Here is a 20,615-nt window from a genome sequence, read left to right as displayed (position 1 = left end):
GATCGGCCACGTCGGCCCGATCTCCGGCGCCATCGCCCACCTCGGCAAGGACAATGAAAACGGCGCGCGCATGGCCATCGACGAGCTCAACGCCAAGGGCGTGACCATCGGCGGCAAGAAGGCCAAGTTCGAACTGCTGGCCGAAGACGACGGCGCCGATCCGAAACAGGGTACTGCAGCTGCACAGAAGCTGGTCGATGCCAAGGTCAACGGCGTGGTCGGACACCTCAACTCCGGCACCACCATCCCGGCCTCCAGGATCTATTCCGACGCCGGCATCCCGCAGATCTCCCCGTCCGCGACCAACCCGAAGTACACGCAGCAAGGCTTCAAGACCACCTTCCGCGTGGTGGCCAACGACGGCCAGCTTGGCGGCACGCTGGGCCGTTATGCGGTGCAGATCAACAAGGCCAAGCGCGTCGCGGTGATCGACGATCGTACCGCCTACGGTCAGGGCGTAGCGGAAGAATTCATCAAGGGTGTCAAGTCCAAGGGCGGTGCCGCGGAAATCGTGGCACAGCAGTACACCAATGACAAGGCAACCGACTTCAACGCCATCCTGACCTCCATCAAGTCCAAGAATCCTGACACCGTGTTCTTCGGCGGCATGGATGCGGTAGCCGGCCCGATGCTGCGCCAGATGAAGGCGCTCGGCATCAACGCCAAGTTCATGGGGGGCGATGGCGTGTGCACCGAGAACCTGGTCAATCTTGCCGGCGATGCCATCGGTGCTCCAGGCCAGATCGTTTGCGCCGAGGCTGGCGGCGTAGAGGATACACAGAAGAAGGGAATGGATGATTTCCGTGCCGCATACAAGAAGAAATTCGGCATCGATGTCCAGCTGTATGCACCGTATGTCTATGACGCCGTGATGGTGATGGTCGAAGCCATGAAGAAGGCCGGCTCGGCCGAACCGGCGAAGTACCTGCCGGAACTGGCGAAGACTAAGTACAAGGGCGTGACCGGCAATATCGCCTTCGATCCCAAGGGCGACATCAAGGATGGCACCCTGACGCTGTACACCTACAAGGATGGCAAGCGCCAGCAAATCGCCGTGACGAAGTAACACCGACATAACGATGGCAAAAAGCCCTGGTTTCCAGCCGGGGCTTTTTTTCGCCTTGCGCCGGCCTCCCGTTTCCACTTCAGCCGCTGCACCAAAAGAAAAAGCGCTCTGAAGAGCGCTTTTTGCTGACGCTGACTAATCCGTAACGGGATTATTTCTGCGACAGCACCCACTTCACTAGCGTACGCGCTTCCGCTTCGTTCACTTGTGCGTTTGCAGGCATCGGGACTGCGCCCCACACGCCGCTGCCGCCCTTCAGGACCTTTTGCGTCAGCTTGTCTTCTGCGTCTTTCTGACCTGCATACTTGGCGGCGACATCCTTGAATGCCGGGCCGACCACCTTGTTTGCCACGGCATGGCAGGCCAGGCAGTTCTTCGCTTTCGCCAGATCGGCATTCGCCATCGCTGCATTGGAAACCAGTACGCCTGCAGCCAGGAAAACCAACAATGAAGCTTTCATTACTTTCTCTCCATGAAAAAATCCGGACAAATTGCCGGTGAACTGGACATGCACCTTACCTGTTCCAGTGAAAAACGGCAAGATGCAACTCGTGGTTGACCGCATGAATTGACCGTTACAATGTTTCACAATATCCTGCCAGAAAGCCTAGCCCGGAGCAGTCATGCCTATCATCATCGTCATTGTTTTATTATCAATTCTGAAGTACTTCGAATTCGGGCTGGTGGCGGATCTTTCGTGGTGGTGGATTATTGCTCTGCTGGGCGTGGCCTTCCTCTGGTTCGAATTCATCGAGCGCATGCTTGGCCTGGACAAGCGCAAGGCGCATGAGCAACTGGAAAAAGCGCGCAAGGAACGCGTCAAGAAAACCTTCAAGAATTAATGACAAATGAACAAGGGCGGCAAAATTGCCGCCCTTGTCACATCAATACAACAGCACGACTATTTCTTCAACTGCGACAAATCGCGCACCGCGCCGCGGTCGGCGGAGGTGGCCATCGCCGCATATGCCTGGAGTGCCTGCGACACCACCCGCTCCCGATTTTCCGGCTTCCATGCCTTGTCGCCCTTCGCATCCATGGCGGCCCGGCGTTGCGCCAGTTCGGCGTCGCTGATCTTCAGGTGAATGCGACGTTCGGGAATATCGATCTCGATGGTATCGCCATCGTTCACGAGGCCGATTGCACCGCCCTCCGCCGCTTCCGGCGATGCATGACCGATCACCAGGCCGGACGAACCGCCCGAGAAACGTCCGTCGGTAAACAGCGCACAAGCCTTGCCCAGGCCCTTGGACTTGATATACGACGTCGGGTACAGCATTTCCTGCATGCCCGGACCGCCCTTCGGACCTTCATAGCGAATGATGACGACATCGCCTTCCTTCACGACGTCGCCGAGAATGCCTTCCACCGCCGCATCCTGGCTTTCGAACACGCGCGCCCTGCCGGTGAATTTCAGGATGCTCTCATCGACGCCGGCGGTCTTCACAATGCAGCCCTTCTCGGCCAGGTTGCCGTATAGGACCGCAAGGCCACCATCCTGCGAATAGGCATGTGCCTTGTCGCGAATGCAGCCGTGCTCGCGATCCGTATCGAGCTTGTCGTAACGCTTGTCCTGCGAAAACGCGACTTGTGTGGGGACGCCGCCGGGCGCAGCGAGAAAACGCCGGCGCACGGCTTCATCCTGCGTCATCATGATGTCATTGGCTGCGATCGCCTCACCCAGCGTCTTGCTGTGCACGGTCGGCACGCTCACATCCAGCAAGCCGGCGCGATTGAGTTCGCCAAGGATGCCGACAATCCCGCCGGCGCGATGCACATCCTCGACGTGGTAATCCTGGGTCGCGGGCGCCACCTTGCACAGGCAAGGCACCTTGCGCGAGATGCGATCGATGTCTGCCATGGTGAAATCGACGCCTGCTTCCTGCGCCGCGGCGAGCAGATGCAGCACGGTGTTGGTCGAACCGCCCATCGACACGTCGAGCGCCATTGCATTTTCGAATGCCGTCTTGGAAGCGATGTTGCGCGGCAGGATAGAAGCATCGTCCTGCTCGTAATAGCGCTTGGCAAGGTCCACGACCAGCCGTCCTGCCTGCAGGAACAGCTGCTTGCGGTCCGCATGGGTTGCGACGGTCGTGCCGTTGCCCGGCAGGGACAAGCCCAATGCTTCAGTCAGGCAGTTCATCGAATTGGCGGTAAACATGCCGGAGCAGGATCCGCATGTCGGACAGGCGGAACGCTCGATGTCGGCCACTTGCGCGTCGGAGACGGTCGGGTCGCCTGCCTGGATCATCGCGTCGATCAGGTCGACCTTGATGATCTTCTGTGTGCCTTCCTGCTTGCCGTGCAATGCCTCGATCACCTTGCCCGCTTCCATCGGACCGCCGGAGACGAACACGGCCGGGATGTTCAGACGCATTGCGGCCATCAGCATGCCGGGCGTGATCTTGTCGCAGTTGGAAATGCAGACCATGGCATCGGCGCAGTGCGCATTCACCATGTACTCGACCGAGTCGGCGATCAGGTCGCGCGACGGCAGCGAATACAGCATGCCGCCATGGCCCATGGCGATGCCGTCATCCACCGCGATGGTATTGAATTCTTTCGCCACGCCGCCCGCCGCTTCGATTTCGCGTGCGACCAGCTGCCCCATGTCCTTCAAGTGCACATGGCCCGGCACGAACTGCGTGAACGAATTGACCACGGCAATGATCGGCTTGGTGAAATCGCTATCCTTCATACCGGTGGCACGCCACAAGGCGCGGGCGCCGGCCATGTTGCGGCCGTGAGTGGTGGTACGGGAACGGTATTGCGGCATCGTCAGTCTCCAGAAATTTGTCTGCGCACAGGCGCCTGCTTCCTGCCGGAATCAGGCTAAAGGCCTAGAGTGCCTTGCGCGAAGCCGCGTGTCAAATATATGATTCGTTGCTTATTAATACGAATTGCATATGAATATTGAACTGCGGCAATTGCGCTATTTCGTCGCGGTAGCTGAGGAAAACCACTTCGGGCGGGCCGCTGTTCGCCTGCACATGACCCAGCCTCCGCTGTCACAGACCATCCAGTCGCTGGAAGCCGCTCTCGGCACGCAACTGTTCGTACGCACCAAGCGCAGCGTGGCGCTGACTCCTGCCGGCTTCGCCCTGCTGCCGGAAGCACGCCGCATCCTGCAGCAGGCGGGTGCGCTGCCGGATCTCGTGCGGCGCGCTGCGTCGGGAGAATCGGGCCTGCTGTCGCTTTCCTTCGTGTCGACGGCCGATTACAGCATCCTGCCGCCCTTGCTGCGAGAGTTTCGCGAGCGCTATCCGCAAGTGCATATCGAGTTGCGGGAGGCGACCACCGACGTGCAACTGGAAGACCTTACGCAAGGCCGTATCGATGCCGGACTCCTGATACCGCCGCTGCCCGACAAGGCAAGAGCCGAGCTTGATTACCTGACAGTCCTGTCCGAACCCCTGGTCCTGGCCGCACCAAAGGGTTTGCCGTCCTTGCGCGGCAAGAGCGTCGCCAACCTCAAGGCAGTGGCGGACATGCCACTGATCATTTTCCCCAGGCGCATCGCCCCTGCTTTTCACGATGCGATCGTCGGCTGTTTCCGCGATGCCGGCCTGACGCCGCATATCGGCCAGGAGGCGATCCAGATGCAAACCATCATCGGGCTCGTTTCGGCCGGCATGGGCATCGCGCTTGTGCCACAATCCGTGTCGAACCTCAAGCGCCCCGGCGTCGAATACAAGCCTCTGTCAGGCAAGACGGTTACCATCGAAACAGGCCTTGCCTGGCGCCGCGACAACATGTCGCCGGTGCTGCGCACTTTTCTCGAATTATTGCGAAAGAAACGATAAATGCTGATCCATCCCCTTCCCGACCCGATTGCCTTTTCCATCGGTCCGCTCAAGGTGCACTGGTACGGTCTGATGTACTTGTTCGCCTTCATTCAATTCCTCGTTCTGGGCCGCATTCGCGCCCGCCAGCCGCACATGGCTGCGGCGGGCTGGAAACCGGAGCAACTGGATGACATGCTGTTCTACGGCGTGCTCGGCGTCGTCCTTGGCGGCCGGCTGGGCGAGGTGCTGTTTTACCATCCCGAGTATTACTTCACGCACCCGCTGGAAATCATCGCCATCTGGAAAGGCGGTATGTCCTTCCATGGCGGATTTCTCGGTGTACTGATCGCCATGTCCCTGTGGGCGCGCAAGGCGGGCAAGCATATCGTCGACGTGTACGATTTCATCGCGCCGATGGTGCCGCTTGGTTATGCTGCAGGGCGCATCGGCAATTTCATCAATGCCGAACTGCCCGGCCGCGTCGCCGATCCCTCGCTGCCGTGGGCAATGATCTGGCCGAACGTCGACAATCTGCCTCGCCATCCGTCGCCGATCTACCAGGCCCTGGTCGACGGCCTGCTGCTGTTCATCATCCTGTGGATCTATGCGCGCAAACCGCGGCCTCCGCTTGCCGTCGGAGCGATGTTCGTCGGGCTGTATGGCCTCGCGCGCTTCACGACCGAATATTTCCGCACCCCGGATTACGAAGTCAGTTTCGCCGGCATCACGATCTCCGCCGGACAAATGCTGTCCCTGCCGATGGTCGTATTCGGCGTAGTTGCCTTGATCGTCACTTATCGCAAACATCGAAGCTAATGTCGGAAATCCGCATCGAAAAAAAGGACGTCGTTGCCACCGTCGTCATTTCCAATCCGCGCAAACTCAATGCGATCAACGTCGCGATGTGGAATGCGTTGGCACATGCATTCACGGTCCTGTCGCAGGATGAGTTGCTGCGCTGCGTGATCGTGCGTGGCGACGACCACCATTTCGCGGCCGGCGCCGACGTCGAAGAGTTCTCCACTGTGCGCAACACCATGGCACAGGGAATCCGCTATCACACCGAGACCATCGCGCAAGCACTGTACGCGATTTCGCACTGCCAGCATCCGACGATCGCCGCGATCGAAGGCATTTGCGTGGGTGGCGGGCTCGAGATAGCCTGCGCCTGCGACTTGCGCATCGCCGCGCCATCGGCACGCTTCGGCATTCCGATCAACCGCCTCGGCTTCCCGCTTGTCCCGGGAGAACTGCAACACCTGCTGCAACTGGTCGGAAAAGCGGTAGTGCTGGAAATCCTGCTTGAGGGCCGCGTGTTCGATGCGGCCGAAGCAAAGGACAAGGGATTGATACACCGCGTCGCCGACGACGTTCCGGCTGAAGCTGTCCGAACTGCAAAGCGCATCGCGCAAGGCGCTCCGCTCGCTGCCCGCATGAACAAGCATCTGGTGAACCGACTTGCCGCGCAGCCGGAACCGCTGACCGATCAGGAATTGCGCGAAGCCTTCGCATTCCTCGCCTCGCAGGATTACCGCGAAGGCGTGCAAACCTTTCTCGCCAAGCGCAAGCCGGTATTTTCAGGAAAATAATATCGCCACCATGAACGCCAATCTGTACGCCCTCTTCGCATCTCGTTTTCCGAAAGACCGCACCGCCTGCTGCATCGAAACGCACGACGGCCTGTTCTATTCGTGGAATGACTTGGACCGCGCCACCGCGAAAATCGCCAACCTGCTGGCAAGCCTGAACCTGCCGCAGGACTCTCGCATCGCAGTGCAGGTGGAAAAATCGCCGGAGGCGCTCATCCTTTATCTGGCGACGATCCGCGCGGGATATGTTTATCTTCCGCTCAATACCGCGTACCGCGCGGCCGAGATCGAATATTTCATCGACGATGCCGAACCCGCCGTCGTGGTCTGTTCACCGCAAAACTTCGGCTGGGTATCGAAGATCGCGTTCAAGGCCGGTACCCAACATGTCTTCACGCTGGGCGACGATCGGCAGGGTTCGCTGCTGGTGCGCGCGGCATTGCAGTCGAACAGCTTCGACACTGTCGAACGCCGTCCGGATGAGCTTGCCGCGATCCTGTACACATCGGGCACCACCGGCCGCAGCAAGGGCGCGATGCTCACGCACGACAATCTCGCTTCCAATGCGAAGGTGCTGCACGACTACTGGCGCTGGCAGCCGGGCGATGTGCTGCTGCATGCGCTGCCCCTGTTCCATGTGCATGGCCTGTTCGTCGCATCGCATGGAGCGCTGCTCAATGGCAGCAAGATGATCTTCCTGCCGAAATTCGATGCCACGGAAGTAATGCGGCATCTGCCACGCTCAACCGTGTTCATGGGCGTGCCGACGTACTACGTGCGGCTGCTGGCGGAATCGGCCTTCGACAAGAGCGCCTGCGCGAACATGCGCCTGTTTGTGTCCGGCTCGGCACCGCTGCTGACTGATACCTTCAATGAATTCATCGCCCGCACCGGCCACACCATCCTGGAACGCTACGGCATGAGCGAAACGACGATGCTGGTGTCCAATCCGTATGACGGAAAACGCGTCGGCGGCACCGTCGGCCTGCCTTTGCCGGGCGTGTCGGTGCGCGTGGTCAAAGGCGGCGGTGCTCCGTGCGCAACAGACGAGATCGGCGATATCCAGGTAAAGGGACCGAACGTCTTCAAGGGGTACTGGCGCATGCCGGAGAAGACTGCTGAAGAATTCACGTCGGACGGTTATTTCAAAACCGGGGATGTCGGCAAGTTCGACGCAAACGGTTACCTGTCCATCGTCGGCAGAAGCAAGGACCTGATCATCTCCGGCGGCTATAACGTCTATCCGAAGGAAATCGAGTCTTTCATCGACGAGATGGACGGCGTGACCGAATCAGCGGTGGTCGGTGTGCCGCATCATGATTTTGGCGAAGCGGTGACCGCGGTGATTGTCACACGCCCGGGAGCGGCGCTTTCCGAAGGCGATGTGATCGGTTACCTCAAGTCGCGCATTGCCAATTTCAAGGTACCGAAGCGGGTATTCTTCCTGCAGGATCTGCCGCGCAACACCATGGGCAAGGTGCAAAAGAATGTGCTGCGCGAACAGTTCAAGGACGCCTGAGGCAATCGCTCAGGCACGGGATCATCGGAAGGATTTGTACATCATGTAGCCGGCCAGCAGATACAGCATGATGGCGAAAATCTTCTTCAGACTTTTCACCGGCAGGCTGTGCGCGGTCCTGGCGCCGAGCGGCGCGGTCATCACGCTGGCGAGCGAAATCACGAGCAGGGCCGGCAGGTAAATGAAGCCCAGCGCGCCGGGCGGCAGGTCGGGCACCTTCATGCCAAAGTAAATGTTGGACAAGGTGCCCGCCAGTGCAATCGGAAAACCCAGCGCGGCGCTGGTCGCGACAGCATTGTGGATCTTGACGTTACACCAGGTCATGAAGGGCACCGACACGAAGCCGCCACCCGCACCGACCAAACCCGCCAGAACACCGATCGCGCCGCCCGCCGCAAACATGCCGGATGCCTTCGGCAATTCACGCGAACCCTCGGGCTTTTTATCCAGCAGCATCTGCGTCGCGGAGAACGCGACGAACACCGCGAAGGACAAGGCGAGCGCGGCTGAATTCATCTGCGCGCCGATCCAGGGGCCAATCCACGAACCGACGAGGATGCCGGGTGCAAGCAGCTTGACCACGGGCCAGAGCACCGCGCCACGCGCATGATGCGCACGCACCGACGACAGCGAGGTGAACATGATGGTGCCCAGCGAGGTCGCAATCGCCATGTGCACAATCTGCTCCGGCGGAAAATGCTTCGCCGTCAAAATCATGGTCATGAACGGCACCAGCAACATGCCGCCGCCGATACCGAGCAGGCCCGCAGCGAATCCGACAGCGGCACCGAGGACCAGCAGCCCGGCGATCAGGGAGATATCCATCCGAATGTTTCCTGAGATTATGAAAGATGCTGGATGATACACCGCCATTCGGAAGGCGTTATTGGGGTGATGGAGAGGCGATTGCCGCGCTTGAGGATCTGCATGTCGGCCAGTTCGGGAAGCGCGCGAAGGTCGGCCAGCGTCAGCAGCCGCGTCTTCCTGATTGCGCGCACGTCAACCATCATCCAGCGCGGATTTTCACGCGTGGACTTGGGATCGTGGTATTTGCTTTTCGGGTCGAACTGCGTCTCGTCCGGATAGGGCGCGCTGGCGACCTCGGCTATGCCTGCGATCCCCGGCTCCGCGCAACTGGAGTGATAGAACAAGACGCCGTCACCGGCGCGCATCGCATCGCGCATGAAATTGCGTGCCTGGTAATTACGTACACCGAACCATGCCACGGTCTGATTCGGTGCCGCGAGAGCATCGTCGATGCTCACTTCATCCGGTTCGGATTTCATCAGCCAGTACTGCATTCGATCATGTCTCCATCAGGGAGTAAGCACCAACGCCGCCTCTGCATCAATCCAAATATGGCGCACAAAAAAAAGCGGCTGCATGAATGCAGCCGCTCGTGAATTAGTCCCGCCTGTGCCGTCTTTGCCGGCATCCCGAACCTTACGGTTCAAGGTGGTCGCAGTTAGTTCAATTTCGGGTTCATCGGACTAGCGACGCGCACGCCCATCGAACAAAATTCCGCGACCGATGCACATAAATGGTTCAAGGAATATATGGCAATCGCGAACACGGCAGGAGACTTTAGTGTACCCGAATCACGCTGCATGTCAAAGACTTTGCGGAAAAATTTCCGAGCGCTTTCGGAGCGCCGCAGCGCATTAGAAAAGGTTCTCTTGCGGCGCAAGCGCAGCATCCAACACAGTATGCATTGCTGCAATTTTCTGCTTCACTTCCGAGACCGTCATGCCGGAGAACGGACCTTCTTCGGACTTGGTCGAGAGCAATTCCGCGGCGATGCCGAGCGCTGCCATCACGGCGATGCGATCGTTACCCTTCACCTTTCCGGCGTCACGAATCGCGCACATCCTGTCGTTCAGATAATTGACCGCCTGCTGCAGCGTCGCTTCCTCACCTTCCTTGCACGCCAGGCGGTACGGCGTACCCATGATCGTCACGTCAAGCTGGATCATGCCGCCTCCTCATTCTGCTCGTCGGGCGCGGGAATCTTTGCCAACAGCGCGGACACGCGGTGATACGCCTCCTCGATACGCCTCGACAGCTCGGCATTCTCCGCGGAGAGCGAGGCCATCGTCAGGCGCAGGTCGGCGTTTTCCCGTCGCAGGGACTGCGCCAGCTCGGCGAGCTGCGTGACTTTTTCGGAAAGTTGATGAAAATCGGAAATCATCCCGTCACTATAGTGGGCCGGACGAATTTCCGTCAACAGATTCAATCACTTGTAGATGTTTTTTGAAAACACGCCTGAAATCAGGTTTTTGATCAAGCAAATCCGGTTGACCCCTTGCATCAAACAGCACGAGTCAATAGAATCAAGTTCCATGGGGCGGTAGCTCAGCTGGGAGAGCGTCGCGTTCGCAATGCGAAGGTCGGGAGTTCGATCCTCCTCCGCTCCACCATATCCACCAGGCCGTCACATCGCGCTGCGTCACCGCGCCTCATCCGACGTCACCGCCGTGACAAATGCGGAGAATTCCGGCGAGTTCTGCAGATCGAATCCCATTGCACGCGCTTCTTCAAAGGTGCGCTGCGCAGTCCAACCGTGCCGTTTCGCTTTACTCAAGCTCAGCAGCATTGCAGCACGCGCACCGCTTGCGCAATGGATGAGAAACGGACCCGCTTTCTCGCGCATGACGCGGTCCAGTTCATTGATCTGCTCCTGGGAGAGATCTGTCTTGTTGACCGGGATGTTCACGTAGTTCAATCCATTGTCGGCCGCGAGTGTTTCATTTCGCGCCTCGGTCTCGTTCGGCAATCTGAAATCGATCACGGTTCTGATCCCGAGTTGCCTTGCCTGCTTCAGATCTTGATCGGTCGGTTGCGGGCCGATGAAGATGCTGTCTTCAAGCTGCTTGAATCGATTCATGGCCACTCCTTTCGAGGTTCGACAGGATTATCCCTGTTGGCTGTCCGTCATCTTTGCGCAGTATTGAGCGAGCTTGTCCGGGAGATCGGCAGGGCAAACGCCGCACTGCCTGTTTCCCGGCACCGCATGGTCGATGAACTTCGGATATGGCAGGTTCAGGCCGGCCATGATCCCCTGGAACTGCTCCAGCGTCCTTCCTTCACCGAGGCGGGGATTGCGCTCCTTCTCTTGCGCAATGGAAGAGACGTGGCGCTTGTTGTAATCATGCGCCGGGTACACCAGGCAGTCGTCCGGCAGGCTGAACAGTTTTTCATGCACGCTCTTGTACAAGACCGCGGCATCGCCGTTCTGGAAATCCGTCCGGCCGCAGCCTTCGATCAGCAAGGCATCGCCTGTAAAAACGCGTTCATCGGACACATAAGCAAAATGCCCGTCCGTGTGGCCGGGCGTGTGCAACGGCTTCAGCAGGATTGCGCCCAGCTGAAAAGGCCTGCCCTCCTCGATTCCGACATCGACGCATGGCAGGCGGTCGATGGCAGGGCCTGCGATTTTGCTGCCGACACGTTTCTTCAGTTCGAGTGCCGCGGTAATGTGGTCCGCGTGAATATGCGTGTCGAGGCTGTACGCCAGTCGCAATCCGAGGCGGCTCAGCTCGCCCAGGTCGCGCTCGATGGCGACGATGACCGGATCGATCAGAATGGCCTGAGCGGTTTCCTCACATCCGAGCAAATAGGTGTAAGTGCTGGACAAGGGTTCGAACAACTGGCAAAAAATCATGGGCGGCCCGCGAGAGAATCAGTGCAGCGTTTACTGCAAGGCCAGGTGACTGTTCAGCAGGCCATTGAGCTCGTATTTTTCGCGGTCGATTTCGTTTCGCGTTCGAAAGCCGAGGCGCCGCAGTACCGGCAAGGGCGGGCACCAGCCCTGCACGCCGTGTTGAAAGAGGAATACCAGCACCACGGCCGGCAAGGCAAGCCAGCGTCTGTTGATGCTCACGCCGAGCGCCAGTCCGCTCAAGGCGAGCGTCGACGCATTGACTTCCAGTGCGCGTTCAATGTCCCACTCCCTGTCCAGCTCGTCCATGCGTCGCAATATCGCCTCCCGGTCGGCGTCGGCATAAAGCTGGATATTGGCGTCGGTTTGACGGTCGATTTCCGTATTCACATGTGCGACGGTCGAGCGGCGTACGCGATCTGCGTCGCTGCGCTGGCTTGCGGCCTGGGGGAACATGACGAGACATCCTTTCAAGGGCGAACAATGGGACTGGCGCGCGTGCCAAACAACACGGAAATGCAACCGCAAGCAAGCCCATTCACCATGACCGCTCTGCCGCGGTTGCAAGGCCGGCAATTGGCTGCAATGAAACTATGACTACGCGCTCCTGCCGGAAGTTCTGTCGTTTTCCGCCGGCGCGAAGCGCGTGTTAATTTCGTCCGTTCGCCCCCATGAAAGGAGCGGCGAGAAGATCGCCGCTGATATTACTGGCAGGTAACCTGAACGTTCGTCACGTTGCCTTGCCCCATCACAGCCGTTCCATTCGCGACGCTGCATGTCAACCCGGGGGGCTGCGTCAATACCGCAACTCCGTAGACGGCTCCCTGCGCAACGGCTGTCGGGAAGACATACGAAGTGCTGTTGGCGCCGATGCTCACGGTATCGCTGCCATTGACAAGCACGAGTGGTCCAGCGGTGAGCCCGGTGATCGTACCTCCGAGCGTGTAGGTATTCTGACTGCATGAAACGTTCACCCACGTAATCGGAATGCCGGTGGCGGAGCCTTTGGCATTGACCAGGTTGCAGGTGATGCCGACAGGTTGCGACAGGATCGTCACGTTATAGTCCGCGAAATTGCCGATCTCGTCCGGAAACTTGTAGGAAGTTGCATTGGCGGGAATCGTGATGGTGCTGTTTCCATTCGCGAGTGCCAGTCCGTCCCGCGTCAGGCCGGTCACTTTCCCGCCCAGCTCAACTGTCGAATGCCCGCCGCCGCACGCGGCAAGTCCGGCCACCACGGCCAGGCTAAGTAAGACGCGAATATACCCGCTGAATGTCTGCATGAAAATCTCCGGAAATCTGGTTTGTGTATAGGAATGCATTGAGACCGAAACTGCGGGGTTTTGTCAGGAGCAAGTGACTTGCACGTTGACCACATCGCTTGTACCCATGTATCCCGCGCCGTTCTGGACAGTGCAGGTCTTCCCTGTCGGTTGGGTAAGGATGGTCACTCCGTAGGCGAAGCCGCCACCGACCTTCACCGGGAAAGTGAAAGTCGTGGCGTTAGCCGCAGGGCTGACGGTATCACCGCCATTGGCGAGCACCAGGCCGCCTGCGGTCAGGCCGGTAATGGTTCCTCCCAATGTGTGATTCGGCGCACACGTCACCTGCACATTGCTGATGTCCGACGAGCCCGCGATGCCTGCGCCGTTGGCAACGGCGCAACTGATGTCCGCAGGTTGCGCTTGAACCGTGACGTTATACGCGGCGCCGACGTTGACGCGATAGGGGAAAGTGAAGCTGGTTGCGTTGGTGGCGATCGCAACCGTGCTGTAACCGTCCGACAGCGTGAGCGATCCGGACGTCAATCCGGTGACGCTCCCGCTCAGGGCGATATTGCTTGAACTGCTGCCGCCGCCGCAGGCGCTCAGGCCACTGACGAGAGCGAAAATCAACAATGGGCGCACATACGATGACGGCTTTTTCATGAGTTCTCCAGAAAGATAAATGTTTGTAGTCAATACCGTGATGCATGCAGGCGTTCTTCGATCATCGCCATGCCGCCATGCCGAACCGCATCGTCAACGGGTACGCGAGCAATGCCTCGCGGCCTCCGGTTTTTCTGCAATCACGCTTGCGCGCAGGAATTCTAGCCTGTTGCGGATCATGCCGTCCATGTCGCAGCGCTTCTCCGCCGTCTTTTCGCTGAAATCATGGCGGCACGCGTTCAGGATGACGATCGAGACTGCCTTCCTCCGCTTTTCCGGGAGCATGATGGCCTGGACTACTGCTTTGAGAAGGGGAACAGGCCCGTAGTGTGCCGGGCCGGAGTGGATGCATGATGGCGCTGTGGGATCAGGAAGGCAGCCGACCGTGAAGCCGGCCGCCGGCTCGTGTCAATCGAGCGTCTTGAGGATGCCGGCAAGCTTGCCGAACAGCTCGTCGATATGCTTCTTCTCGAGGATCAGGGGTGGCGACAGCGCGATGATGTCGCCGGTCACGCGGATCAGGATACCCTCGGCAAAAGCGCGTTTGAATGCATTCATTGCGCGCGCGCCGGGCTTGCCGGGAATGGATGCCAGTTCGATGCCCGCGATCAGGCCGATATTGCGCAGGTCGATGACGTTCGGCAGCCCCTTGAGCGACTGCACCGCATCTTCCCAATAGCTTGCGAGGCTGCTGGCGTTCTCCAGCACCTTTTGCTCCGCGAATACGTCGAGTGTGGCAAGCGCCGCGGCGCAGGCGAGCGGATGGCCGGAATAGGTATAGCCGTGGAACAGCTCGATGCCGGCGGGGCCGTCCATCATCGCGTCGTGTATAGCCTGCTTGACGAATACCGCGCCCATCGGCACCACGCCATTGGTCAGGCCTTTCGCGGTTGTCACCAGGTCCGGTTCGACATCGAAATAATCGAAGGCAAACGGCGTCGTCAAGCGTCCGAAGCCGGTGATCACCTCATCGAAAATCAGCAGGATGCCGTGCTTGGTGCAGATCTCGCGCAGACGCTTGAGATAGCCCTTGGGCGGAATCAGCACGCCGGTCGATCCTGCCACCGGTTCGACGATCACGGCGGCGATGGTGGAAGCATCATGCAAGGCGACGATGCGTTCCAGTTCATCGGCAAGATGCGCACCCCACGCCGGCTCGCCCCGGGTGAAGGCGTTTTCCTGCAGATTGTGCGTGTGCGGAAGATGATCCACACCGACCAGCAAGGGACCGAAGGACTTGCGATTGCCTGCGATGCCGCCCACCGACATGCCGCCGAAACCGACGCCATGATAGCCGCGCTCGCGGCCGATCAGGCGAGTGCGGGAGCCATCGCCGCGCGCGCGATGGTAGGCCAGCGCGATCTTGAGCGCGGTATCAACCGATTCGGAACCTGAATTGGTGTAAAACACCTGGCTGAAACGGCCGCCGGTGTATTGCTTCAAACGCTCCGCCAGCTCGAAAGCGGCCGGGTGCCCCATCTGGAAAGACGGCGCGTAGTCGAGCTTGGCAATCATTTCCTGCACGGCCTTGACGATTTTCGGCTGCGCATGGCCGACCGGCACGCACCACAAGCCGGCCGTGCCATCGAGCACTGTATTGCCCGCGACATCGCGGTAATACATGCCCTCCGCCGACACCAGCAGGCGCGGACTGGCCTTGAAATCGCGGTTTGCCGTAAAGGGCATCCAGTAGGCGGACATGTCTTGAGACTCTGGCTGTTGGCTCATTGCTCTGTTCCGTAATTGAGTGAGTTGGTTGTGCAGATCATTATTGCAGCTACAATCGGCATTGTTAGATACACTTCACATTTACCCGACAAACTGTACTGCTCATTCATGAGTACTGTATTGTTCACAGTGCATTGAAAAGCAATCATGGCGCGACAACGCCCCGACAACTTCAACCTGTCGCTGGATGCCGATTCCGAGCTCGGCCTCGTCGATCAGGTGTCTGCTGCGCTCGCGCGAATGATCGACAGCGGCCAACTGCGCACCGGGGAGCGTCTGCCTTCTGTTCGCCAGTTTGCCTCCGCGCAGGGCATCAGCGTTTCCACGACCGTCGAAGCCTATGAACGCCTGGTCGCCACCGGGCTCGTCCTGGCCCGGCGCGGCGCCGGCTTCTTCGTCCAGCAACGCGATGCCGCACGAAACGCCGGGCGGCCGGTCATTCCCTCCAATCCGATGATCGATTCCGCCTGGCTGCTGTCGGAAGTATTCGCCGACGATCGGGTGCCGATCAAGGCCGGCTGCGGCTGGCTGCCGAACAAGTTGCTGGACGCCGAAGGTTTGCACCTGGCCGAACGACGGGCGGTACGCGCCTCGGCCACGCAGCAGGTCGGGTACGGCCATCCCTATGGTTATGTGCCGCTGCGGCAAAGCATTGCGCAGTTTCTTGGCCGCTGGGCGATGGAGGTGTCGCTCGATCAGGTTGTCACGACGCACGGTGCGACGCAGGCACTCGACCTGATCGTGCGCACCATGATCAAGCGCGGCGATACGGTGCTGATGGAAGACCCGGGTTATTGCAATCTGCTGGCGATACTGCGGCTGGCGGACGTGAACGTGATCGGCGTTCCGCGCCTGCCGACGGGCGTCGATATCGACGCACTGGAGCGGCTGGCGCGCGAACATCGGCCGAAGCTTTTTTTCACCAACCCCATCCTGCAAAATCCAACCGGCACCTCTTACACGCCGGCATGCGCGATGCGCGTGCTGCAGATCGCCGAACGGCACAATTTCTGGGTAGTGGAAGACGACTTGTACCGCGAGCTGGCGCAGCCGACCGATCCCATGCTGGCTGCGCTGGACGGTCTGCAGCGCGTGATTTATGTCGGCGGATTCTCGAAGACCATCGCACCTTCGCTGCGCATGGGATTTGCCGCATGCCGGCCTGAACTTGCGCGCGAGCTGGCACGCACCAAGATGGCTCTGACGCTGACCAGTTCCGAACTCACCGAACGGCTGGTGCATACCGTGCTGACCGAAGGGCATCACCGCAAGCATGTGGAGCGTCTGTCGGCGTCGCTGATGAGCTCGCAGGCACATATCAGCGCCAGGCTGGAAAAAGTCGGCCTGACCCCGTTTGCTGCGCCGCGCGGCGGCATGTTCTATTGGGCCAGGCTAGATCGCACCGACATGAGCGCCAGGGAGATTGCAGACCGGGCGCTGCAAAAAGGCATCTGGCTGGCGCCGGGCGAGTTCTTTCAACTGTCCGAACCCGCCTATCCCTGGTTTCGCTTTAACGTCGCCTATTCCGATGCACCGGAACTGATCGAGTTTTTCCGCAAGCTTTAGAACGGGATCGCGTCATCCTCGTATTCGTAGCGCGCAGGCTGCGGCCGCTCCGGTTGCGAGCTTGCGGACGTCTTGCCGTCGGCATGTGCTTCATCGTCGGACTCATGGCTGGAAGGCCGCGGGCCAAGCATGCGCATGTCGTCCGCGATGATCTCCGTCACGTAACGATCCACGTCATCCTTGCCGGTCCATTTTCGCGTCTGCAAGCGCCCTTCGACATAGACGTGCGATCCTTTTTTCAGGTACTGGCCGGCGATTTCGGCGAGCTTCCGATACAGCACGATGCGATGCCATTCCGTCGCCTGTTTCTTTTCGCCGCTGGCCTTGTCCTTCCATGTTTCGGTGGTGGCGAGCGCAAGGTGCGCCACCGCGTCGCCGTTCATCGTCGTGCGCATTTCGGGGTCATGCCCGAGATAGCCGATCAGAGTCACCTTGTTCAGTGTAGCCATGGCAATCTCCATGTGGATTGATCTAATGAATTTCGAGCCGTACGCCCTGTTCGCAATGAGCACCCGGCACCGGCATGCCGGCCTTCAGCGCCGCCGCGATTGCCTTCTTGTTGGGCGTCGGCGGCGGAGGTTCATGATAGGTCAGGTAGGTCGGCGGCAATTCCGATGGGGAATCGACGACCACCACCGGCGGATTCTTCTTGATCGCGATCGAGAACAGCGCGGTCGTTGCCCGCTCACGCTGCGCCATCCGCATGACATCGAGAATCAGTTTGCGACCACGCTCCGCAGCGCGCTGCAAGGCCGCATGCCGCGCTTCGAGGCCGACAATGGTTTCTTGCACGCCACGATCGGCGGACTCGATGTTGCGCACCATTTTTGCCAGGTTCTCAAGCTGCTCGTCGAGCGGTCCGGAAATGCTGTCCAGCGTGTCCGCGATCACCTGCTCATCGTCATGCCGATCGGCCAGCAACTCGGCAAGCTGCCTGTACTGCGCGGCGAGTTCGAAGGCTTCAAACACCGGGTTCATGCTGGCTCTCCCATTTCCTCATGTTCTTCCAGCTCGGCCTTGCGCCTGTCCTTTGCCTGGGTCAGTTCGGACAACGCAGCCGAATCGGACAAGGCGTTAGCGGCGCGATAGGCGGTGGAGAAGGCCTTGAACAGCTCATCCAGCGAACGCGCATGGTCGATGGATTCGATCAGCTCATCCTTTTGATCGGCGGGCATCGTCTTGCGCAGGATCGGGAAATCCTGGCCGGAATCCAGCCAGCCAAGAAGCTGACGGCCGGTCTCGGTTTCAGGACGAAAGATCATGTTGTCGAACAAGCGTGTGCGATCCTTGCCGACGTAGGCCATGTGCTGCACGTCGAGTTCGAAGAAGGTGGTGAATTCGTATTCGATACCGTCGCGCATGATCGGCGCCAGACCGATCTTGCGCACCACCTGCTTGCCGGTCCGCTCATCCTTCTCCTGCACGTATTCCGTCTTTGCGCGCATGGTCGCGATGATGTGGCAAGGGCTTTGCAGCAAGGCCTCGACCAGCGCGTTATGCTCCGGCGTCACTTGCCGCCATGCCTGCCAGCTATTGCCTGACTTGTCGGCGATCTTGCCCTGACGGTCGAGCGAACCACCTTCGCCACTCCATGCGTGCGTCAGACTGTCGACGATGATCGTCGAGACGCCGGCGTCCTCAAGCGCATGGATCGCTTCAATATACCGGCTGGGCGTGTACGGCGGCGTCAACGACAGCACGTCGTAGCCTTCCGGCAGCAGATCGGCGTACAGGTCACCGCTTCCGTGTTCAGTATCGATCATGCCGATGCGGCCACCCAGGCCGCCGGCGATCAGCAATGCGGAATAGGTTTTGCCGCTTCCCGCGGGCCCCGACATGCCAAGACGCAGCTTGGCCCGGCGTTTCGTCGCACGATGAATTTCAAATGTACTCATGATAAGTCGCTTCCTTTCCTTGTCCTCGTTTTCAAACTGCTCAAGACGGCCAAGTTGCGCATACCACTGCAGTCCGCCGTCATCAACATCAGCGTGGCAATCCATTCCTTATCCTCGGCGAATCGATTCGATTTATCTTTCCTGCGACCAATAAGGTAGCTTTAAAAAACGCACTGACTCTCTTCGCCTTCGCATCGCTCAGCTCAGTGCAGGCTCTTGATTTCCAGACGTGCGATGATCTCTTTGGCCTCCGTCGTGACAGTGGCTTCCGGAAGCAGTTGCTCGACATGCGCAGCGGACAAGCGCCGCTTCTCCACCGCCTCCAGCAGCACGCGCCTGCGACCAGCGACATCGCTGCCCAGCGACGGCACCCAGTGCGGCGGTACATGGCGCAGTCGCGCAGCGAGCACCGCTTTCGCATAGGTGTCGCGAAACGCCATGCGCGCACCGCCGACATCGCCCGCATTCAGCAATTGCAGTGCAATGCCCCATGCCTGGGCCATTTCATCCGTCCAGACCACCGAATTCAGCTCGCTTCTCGGCATCATCGACCATGCCTCATCCGCATCCGGCCTTCCATCGTCGATGCGCGCGAGAATGTCCGAAATCTTCATGGGTCCCTGCAGCTCCTTCCGGCAGCGCGACAAGGCAGCCAGTACCGCCGCTTCATCGAAATCGCTCAGATCGCCGGCCAACAATTCGGCTGCGGCGGGAGACAATGCCTGGCCGCAGACCTCTGCGGTCAGTGCAATCGCTTCGACCAGCAGCCGGCTTGGCGCGTCGCACGTACCGGTGGCGTACGTGTCCATGTTTGTCCATCGTGGGTAATGCATTTCCTTCTTTCCCATAAAAATCCGGCCATCAGCCGTCGGCATTACGATTGCCTCGCATGCATACTTGGCGGCATGAATGTTTGACCAAGGCATTGTTGCGCCTGGTTATCCAGGCTTGAGCAAAACGCAATGCAACGCAAAAATGCTTCCTATTTGGTTGTATTAGATCAACAAAAAATCGACTTCCTGAGTTACACTGTTTTGCGGCAAGCAGCTCAGGCAAATGCAGCGCACGCCGGTCTCGAAACATCACGCTGCGACCAAAGGAATATTCGATATGACGATGGACAGCGCAAAAATCAGACACAAGAACTTTCAAAAACTGTTTGCCGATTTCATCGATCAGCACCCCGATCTTCCGCAACGCGGCATGCTCAAGCTGTTTGCGAACAGGTTGAATTTGTCAGACCGCTATCTCAGCCATATCAAATGCAACCGCAAGAACATCGGGAGCAACATCGCCCGCTCCATCGAGGAGCAATTGAAGTTGCCGCATGGCTGGATGGATCGCGAGCACGACACACTCCACATGCCTGTCGATGAAAAAGAGAAACTGTTCGTCGAAACGGCCCTCACGCTATTCCGCTCCCAGCCGACGGAAGCGCGCGAAATGATGATCGATTTGCTGCGCCAGCGTCTTCAGACACCAAAGCGACAGCAGGCAAAATATCGCGAGCGAAGCATCGACTGAAGCGAATTTCACGCATAGGGCATCTTCGGGCATCCTTCTTCGCGAAAATACGGCCACGATCCATTTCCTGCCACATCAGCAATCCCGCATGGACACTCCCCGCATTCCGGGCGACTCAGGTCTGTTTTAGTCCGGGAAAAATCAGCAGGCGAACTAGCGGCGGGATAGTCAGCGCGGATGAAGTCTAGCGTAAGCAAACTCAAATACTGTATATAAGCACAGTGAATACTAAACAAACCGCACCACAATTTCAATACCTATTTGGTAGCTTTTTTAAAAAATCGTTGCAATCGATTTTTTGTTCAACGAACCCCCACGCACGCTTTGCAACGTCTTGTTTATCAAGAGAAATAAGAA

At 59.1% G+C, this 20,615-nt stretch carries 24 protein-coding genes, 1 tRNA gene and 1 other RNA gene; 9 read left to right on the top strand and 17 right to left on the bottom strand.

Annotated elements, in window-relative coordinates; all coding sequences use genetic code 11:
- The first annotated feature begins 1 nt into the window (after position 1).
- Positions 2–1,066: a branched-chain amino acid ABC transporter substrate-binding protein gene (locus VJ651_RS12995; RefSeq protein WP_324107858.1), complete on the top strand. Its 1,065-nt coding sequence runs from the start codon at positions 2–4 to the stop codon at positions 1,064–1,066.
- Positions 1,067–1,217: 151 nt separating this feature from the next.
- Here the strand turns inward: VJ651_RS12995 and VJ651_RS12990 are convergent, their stop codons facing one another.
- Complete coding sequence (locus tag VJ651_RS12990; protein WP_136418415.1) at positions 1,218–1,526, bottom strand: c-type cytochrome; 309 nt, start codon at positions 1,524–1,526, stop codon at positions 1,218–1,220.
- Between the two features lie 163 nt (positions 1,527–1,689).
- On the opposite strand from VJ651_RS12990, the gene VJ651_RS12985 reads away from it, so the two are divergent.
- A complete protein-coding gene (locus VJ651_RS12985) occupies positions 1,690–1,908 on the top strand; it encodes a TIGR04438 family Trp-rich protein (RefSeq protein WP_324107857.1) in 219 nt (72 codons plus the stop codon).
- 59 nt (positions 1,909–1,967) lie between these two features.
- Here the strand turns inward: VJ651_RS12985 and ilvD are convergent, their stop codons facing one another.
- A complete protein-coding gene (gene ilvD, locus VJ651_RS12980) occupies positions 1,968–3,842 on the bottom strand; it encodes a dihydroxy-acid dehydratase (RefSeq protein ID WP_324107856.1) in 1,875 nt (624 codons plus the stop codon).
- A gap of 130 nt (positions 3,843–3,972) precedes the next feature.
- Here ilvD and VJ651_RS12975 point away from each other — a divergent pair, with 130 nt between their 5' ends.
- From VJ651_RS12975 to VJ651_RS12960, 4 genes are read left to right on the top strand one after another with little or no spacing between them, the layout of a single operon-like run.
- On the top strand, positions 3,973–4,869 hold the full coding sequence (locus VJ651_RS12975) for a LysR substrate-binding domain-containing protein (RefSeq protein ID WP_324107855.1): 897 nt from the start codon (positions 3,973–3,975) through the stop codon (positions 4,867–4,869).
- Complete coding sequence (gene lgt / locus VJ651_RS12970; RefSeq protein WP_324107854.1) at positions 4,870–5,667, top strand: prolipoprotein diacylglyceryl transferase; 798 nt, start codon at positions 4,870–4,872, stop codon at positions 5,665–5,667.
- Positions 5,667–6,440 carry an enoyl-CoA hydratase/isomerase family protein gene (locus tag VJ651_RS12965; protein WP_324107853.1) on the top strand — a complete coding sequence of 258 codons (774 nt, stop codon included), beginning with the start codon at positions 5,667–5,669 and terminating at the stop codon, positions 6,438–6,440. Before lgt ends, VJ651_RS12965 begins: the two co-directional genes overlap by 1 nt.
- 10 nt (positions 6,441–6,450) lie before the next feature.
- A complete protein-coding gene (locus VJ651_RS12960) occupies positions 6,451–7,959 on the top strand; it encodes a malonyl-CoA synthase (RefSeq protein ID WP_324107852.1) in 1,509 nt (502 codons plus the stop codon).
- Positions 7,960–7,980: 21 nt separating this feature from the next.
- Here the strand turns inward: VJ651_RS12960 and VJ651_RS12955 are convergent, their stop codons facing one another.
- The 5 genes from VJ651_RS12955 to VJ651_RS12935 all read right to left on the bottom strand — a co-directional run bounded on the left by VJ651_RS12955 (position 7,981) and on the right by VJ651_RS12935 (position 10,147).
- Positions 7,981–8,784: a sulfite exporter TauE/SafE family protein gene (locus tag VJ651_RS12955; RefSeq protein WP_324107851.1), complete on the bottom strand. Its 804-nt coding sequence runs from the start codon at positions 8,782–8,784 to the stop codon at positions 7,981–7,983.
- Between the two features lie 17 nt (positions 8,785–8,801).
- On the bottom strand, positions 8,802–9,260 hold the full coding sequence (locus VJ651_RS12950) for an EVE domain-containing protein (protein ID WP_324107850.1): 459 nt from the start codon (positions 9,258–9,260) through the stop codon (positions 8,802–8,804).
- Between the two features lie 102 nt (positions 9,261–9,362).
- Positions 9,363–9,543: non-coding RNA, 6S RNA (gene ssrS / locus VJ651_RS12945), on the bottom strand.
- Between the two features lie 77 nt (positions 9,544–9,620).
- Complete coding sequence (locus VJ651_RS12940) at positions 9,621–9,932, bottom strand: cell division protein ZapA (protein ID WP_136418406.1); 312 nt, start codon at positions 9,930–9,932, stop codon at positions 9,621–9,623.
- Positions 9,929–10,147 carry a DUF904 domain-containing protein gene (locus tag VJ651_RS12935; RefSeq protein WP_324107849.1) on the bottom strand — a complete coding sequence of 73 codons (219 nt, stop codon included), beginning with the start codon at positions 10,145–10,147 and terminating at the stop codon, positions 9,929–9,931. Before VJ651_RS12935 ends, VJ651_RS12940 begins: the two co-directional genes overlap by 4 nt.
- Before the next feature lie 153 nt (positions 10,148–10,300).
- On the opposite strand from VJ651_RS12935, the gene VJ651_RS12930 reads away from it, so the two are divergent.
- Positions 10,301–10,376: transfer RNA gene (locus tag VJ651_RS12930), tRNA-Ala, on the top strand.
- A gap of 29 nt (positions 10,377–10,405) precedes the next feature.
- Here the strand turns inward: VJ651_RS12930 and VJ651_RS12925 are convergent.
- The 6 genes from VJ651_RS12925 to VJ651_RS12900 all read right to left on the bottom strand — a co-directional run bounded on the left by VJ651_RS12925 (position 10,406) and on the right by VJ651_RS12900 (position 15,273).
- Positions 10,406–10,843: a beta-lactamase hydrolase domain-containing protein gene (locus VJ651_RS12925; RefSeq protein WP_324107848.1), complete on the bottom strand. Its 438-nt coding sequence runs from the start codon at positions 10,841–10,843 to the stop codon at positions 10,406–10,408.
- Positions 10,844–10,870: 27 nt separating this feature from the next.
- Positions 10,871–11,620 (bottom strand): MBL fold metallo-hydrolase, encoded by a 750-nt coding sequence (locus VJ651_RS12920; protein WP_324107847.1) that lies wholly within the window; start codon positions 11,618–11,620, stop codon positions 10,871–10,873.
- 30 nt (positions 11,621–11,650) lie between these two features.
- A complete protein-coding gene (locus tag VJ651_RS12915) occupies positions 11,651–12,073 on the bottom strand; it encodes a hypothetical protein (RefSeq protein WP_324107846.1) in 423 nt (140 codons plus the stop codon).
- A 248-nt stretch (positions 12,074–12,321) separates the two neighbouring features.
- Positions 12,322–12,900 (bottom strand): hypothetical protein, encoded by a 579-nt coding sequence (locus VJ651_RS12910; protein WP_324107845.1) that lies wholly within the window; start codon positions 12,898–12,900, stop codon positions 12,322–12,324.
- A gap of 63 nt (positions 12,901–12,963) precedes the next feature.
- Positions 12,964–13,545, bottom strand: coding sequence for a hypothetical protein (locus VJ651_RS12905; RefSeq protein WP_324107844.1), 582 nt, complete (start codon positions 13,543–13,545; stop codon positions 12,964–12,966).
- A 408-nt stretch (positions 13,546–13,953) separates the two neighbouring features.
- The gene (locus VJ651_RS12900) at positions 13,954–15,273 is read right to left on the bottom strand and encodes an aspartate aminotransferase family protein (protein WP_324107843.1); all 1,320 of its coding nucleotides are present in this window, start codon (positions 15,271–15,273) and stop codon (positions 13,954–13,956) included.
- Between the two features lie 147 nt (positions 15,274–15,420).
- Here VJ651_RS12900 and VJ651_RS12895 point away from each other — a divergent pair, with 147 nt between their 5' ends.
- On the top strand, positions 15,421–16,839 hold the full coding sequence (locus VJ651_RS12895) for a PLP-dependent aminotransferase family protein (RefSeq protein ID WP_324107842.1): 1,419 nt from the start codon (positions 15,421–15,423) through the stop codon (positions 16,837–16,839).
- Here the strand turns inward: VJ651_RS12895 and VJ651_RS12890 are convergent.
- The 4 genes from VJ651_RS12890 to VJ651_RS12875 all read right to left on the bottom strand — a co-directional run bounded on the left by VJ651_RS12890 (position 16,836) and on the right by VJ651_RS12875 (position 19,543).
- The gene (locus tag VJ651_RS12890) at positions 16,836–17,288 is read right to left on the bottom strand and encodes a single-stranded DNA-binding protein (RefSeq protein WP_324107841.1); all 453 of its coding nucleotides are present in this window, start codon (positions 17,286–17,288) and stop codon (positions 16,836–16,838) included. The genes VJ651_RS12895 and VJ651_RS12890 overlap by 4 nt on opposite strands.
- Before the next feature lie 22 nt (positions 17,289–17,310).
- On the bottom strand, positions 17,311–17,817 hold the full coding sequence (locus VJ651_RS12885; protein WP_324107840.1) for a siphovirus Gp157 family protein: 507 nt from the start codon (positions 17,815–17,817) through the stop codon (positions 17,311–17,313).
- Positions 17,814–18,734, bottom strand: coding sequence for an ATP-binding protein (locus VJ651_RS12880; RefSeq protein WP_324107839.1), 921 nt, complete (start codon positions 18,732–18,734; stop codon positions 17,814–17,816). Before VJ651_RS12880 ends, VJ651_RS12885 begins: the two co-directional genes overlap by 4 nt.
- Before the next feature lie 203 nt (positions 18,735–18,937).
- On the bottom strand, positions 18,938–19,543 hold the full coding sequence (locus VJ651_RS12875; protein ID WP_324107838.1) for a hypothetical protein: 606 nt from the start codon (positions 19,541–19,543) through the stop codon (positions 18,938–18,940).
- Positions 19,544–19,844: 301 nt separating this feature from the next.
- Here VJ651_RS12875 and VJ651_RS12870 point away from each other — a divergent pair, with 301 nt between their 5' ends.
- Entirely contained in the window at positions 19,845–20,258 is a 414-nt protein-coding gene (locus tag VJ651_RS12870; RefSeq protein WP_324107837.1) for a hypothetical protein, read from the top strand.
- Positions 20,259–20,615: the final 357 nt, after the last annotated feature.

It is taken from the genome of Noviherbaspirillum sp. (assembly GCF_035254865.1).
GTDB lineage: Bacteria > Pseudomonadota > Gammaproteobacteria > Burkholderiales > Burkholderiaceae_D > Noviherbaspirillum.
The sequence above is the reverse complement of the archived record's forward strand: the minus strand, read 5'-3'. Positions and strand labels throughout refer to the sequence as shown.